The sequence below is a fragment of the Alkalinema pantanalense CENA528 genome, from assembly GCF_050753345.1.
GTDB lineage: Bacteria > Cyanobacteriota > Cyanobacteriia > Leptolyngbyales > Leptolyngbyaceae > Alkalinema > Alkalinema pantanalense.
The window spans coordinates 1-3,122 of the sequence record NZ_JBLZFX010000199.1; the positions used below are offsets into that span (position 1 = coordinate 1).

The window sequence follows — 3,122 nt, forward strand, 5'->3', positions numbered from 1 at the left end:
CCCTTGCCTTAAGCTAGTGGTTTCGTCACTCGGACTGCATGCAGTCATTTGGACGTTGGTTCCACCACAGGGGACTTTCACCCCATCAGATCACGCCCATGCTGGGCGTACACAATTCGGGTGCAGCGGATTGACCGAAGCCGCTTGGGTGAGATGCAAAGGGATCGGCAACCGCTGACCCGAACCGTTAGCCCTCTCAACTAGACCCCGCAGTTGCCAGAATCCATCGGCTTCGTTTGTATGTTTGAAAGTAAGGAAATCACTTATAATTCCCTCAAGGTATAATCAGAGATCGCCTACTACAATGGAAAATTCTAAAGAGTCTCGGACTGAAAATATTCCAGTACAGCTAGAGAATGGAGCCGTTATCAGAGTTGAAGCCACTGTCATCGGCTCCAATATCCAAGTGGGAGAAGGCGGAGAAATTGAATCTGACGTAGGCGCAAGTATCCAATCGCTCAAAGAGGTGACTGATGCGATCGAAGGAATTGCTGGTTCAGTCGTAGAAAGTCTGAAAAAGTTCAAGCCCAGTAAGTCCAGCATTGAATTTGGGGTCGAGTTTGGCTACGAGTCGGGGCAGTTAACCGCTTTGATCGTCAAGGGCACTGGGAAAGCAAACCTCAAAATCACGATGGAATGGACTAAGGAGTAGGTAAAAGAAGGGGGCATCCGTGCTTGACCAGTCATGCTTTGAGTTGTTTCGGGAGTGCATCGTTCGGATAAAATCCCCTAAAAATCAAGGAACTGGCTTCTTTGTTGCTCCGGGACAAATCCTAACCTGTAACCATGTGGTAGCAGGCGCAAAAGATTATGAAATCGAGGTTCTTTGGAAGGAAGAACCTCTAACAATTGCAAGTATTGCTCGGACTGAATCAGGAAATCCTGATCTTGCACTGCTGAAAGTCACGCTTACCGAACATCCCTGTGTTTATCTAGACCGAGAAGTGCAACCGAATGATGCGCTTTATAGTTACGGTTATCCCCCCAAATATGAAGGTGGCTTTTCAGTCAATCCACTTTGTGTTGGGCCGACCGATCAAGGTCGTCTGCTGACCATTAGGGATGAAAACATCCAACCAGGCTTGAGTGGAGCGCCACTGCTCAATCTACGGACATCTAAAGTATGTGGGTTAATCAAAAGTGAGCGCAGTATGCCGCTCATTCAGAATGTCCTACGCGCATTGGGTGGACAGGCAATTCCGGCATAGGTAATTTTCGACCGTTGGAATGGACTCGAAGGTGATCATGGTGGATTTCATTATCGAGACACCCGTTGGCGATCGCTGATTCCCAAGGCAATTGGAGAAATTATCTTTGGCAGACGACTGTTTACTTTCCTATCACGAGTAGGAGTTAGAGTCGATCCGCTCCCCTTTGACAAAGATATACCCCAACCGATCGCGCTTCAGAATCCGCTAAATTTACCGCCTCCGCGTCCCGACTTACTAGGTCGCAAAGCAGAACTGGAAGATGCAGCATTTGCCCTGAAACGTGAAGGGAAAGAAAAGGTCGTCGGGTTTTACGGCAAGCCCGGAGTAGGAAAATCGATGCTGCTTGAGGATTTTGCCCACCATGAAATTGTGTCTGACTTTCCTGATGGTGTTGTCCACCTTGCAGCAACGCGGTTTTGCTCTGAAACAGATTTGCTTGAGGAGATTTTTTACCGATTCAATGAGAAAATTCGCGGGATCAAGTTCAGCCTCACCAAAATCAAAAGCACATTGCAAGCTAAAAAGATCTTGGTGTTGTTAGACGATGTTAGGCTGTCAGCGGATCAACTCATTGCGTTACGGCAGACGATGCCAAAATCAGCCTTCGTCTTTACCTGGGAAGAGGGCGATCGCTTTAAACGAGGTGAACGGGCAACAGCGCTGAAAGGATTTTCCGAAGAAGATATTCTTGACTTGGTTGCCCAGGAGCAAGCCGTAGGGCGACCTTTAACCCTAGAAGAACGGGCTGCTTTCACAGGTGAACAGAGATGGAGCAACTTTCTAACGGATGAAGACGATCGCCAAGCCGCTAAGAGCCTGTTAGAAACTTTGAACGGTCACCCCTGGCAAATTCGGCAAGCCGTCAAACTTGCACGCAATCAGAATCAATCATTGAAAGACATTGCTACTGCAATCAAGCAAGATCCATCTGCAATATCACTCACCCAGCGAAGAATCCAATCTCTACCCGAACCCGCCCGCCGAATCTTAAAACTATTATCTGTGCTAGGAGTAGCAGGCGCAGGACTACTGATTGCAATTTCCCGTGCTGATTCCGTTGAAATTCCCAAGATTGAAGAATACCTAAATTCTCTAAGCCAACAAGACCTGATTCAAGTTTCTGAGTCTCAATACAGACTGACATCCAACATGGGTGAAATCTTGAATCAAGAGACTGAACTAAATCATTTGAGGGAAAGTGCTTTAGATTACTTTAAGCAATTAGTGGATGAGAAACAAATCGAACCAGATGTAGTCTTTCACGATGCTAATGCCATCTCAAATATTTTGCAGTGGGCTTTTGAGTCTGGTCGATATGCCGACGTGATTAAGTTGGGTCAAGGATTTGAGGGGGCACTGGCATTTAACGGACTGTGGGGCACCTGGGAACGAGTTTTACAATGGGAACTTCAATCCTCACAAGCACTCAATGAGTGGGGATCTGGCGCTTGGGCGTTGCATCAATTGGGTACACGCGCGTTGTGTTTAGGAGACAGCCGTACTGCCCGTTCCTGCTTAACACAAGCATTAACACTCCGAGAGTCTTTAGGAGACGTTGATGGTGCAAATGTCACCCGCCATAATCTGGGACTGCTGGCACCACTGCCAATTGTCTCTCATGTCTTACCACCCATTGCTGTGGGCATCGTAGCAGCGTATCTTTTATCTCTATGGCAAACTCCTGAGTACCCTTCAGAGATTTTTCCTGCCTATCGTATTCCAACGCCAAGTGCGATCGCTCCTGTGCCATGCCTGATTCAAGGCACTGAAAGTACAATCACACAAACAGGTAATGAATCTGCTTGACTGACAAAACTAGAAAGCCGGAATGTGCTTGAGGACAGTGAATTCACGCTGCAAGGATTGTTCCGATTGACGGTATGAAGCCATAGTGGGTTCAGGGTCTGGAGC

General features: G+C 47.5%; 3 protein-coding genes. All 3 read left to right on the forward strand.

Features of this window, described 5'->3' with window-relative positions; genetic code table 11:
• The first annotated feature begins 304 nt into the window (after positions 1-304).
• The 3 genes from ACN4EG_RS27455 (at position 305) to ACN4EG_RS27465 (ending at position 3,017) form a co-directional block, all read left to right on the forward strand.
• Entirely contained in the window at positions 305-652 is a 348-nt protein-coding gene (locus ACN4EG_RS27455; RefSeq protein WP_431633468.1) for a CU044_2847 family protein, read from the forward strand.
• Between the two features lie 19 nt (positions 653-671).
• The gene (locus tag ACN4EG_RS27460; protein WP_431633469.1) at positions 672-1,208 is read left to right on the forward strand and encodes a S1 family peptidase; all 537 of its coding nucleotides are present in this window, start codon (positions 672-674) and stop codon (positions 1,206-1,208) included.
• Between the two features lie 255 nt (positions 1,209-1,463).
• A complete protein-coding gene (locus ACN4EG_RS27465) occupies positions 1,464-3,017 on the forward strand; it encodes an NB-ARC domain-containing protein (RefSeq protein ID WP_431633470.1) in 1,554 nt (517 codons plus the stop codon).
• The last annotated feature ends 105 nt before the right edge of the window (positions 3,018-3,122 follow it).

Excerpts from the sequence above, each read along its gene's own strand:
- ACN4EG_RS27455 (WP_431633468.1), top strand. The coding sequence starts at position 305 with ATGGAAAATTCTAAAGAGTCTCGGACTGAAAATATTCCAGTACAGCTA.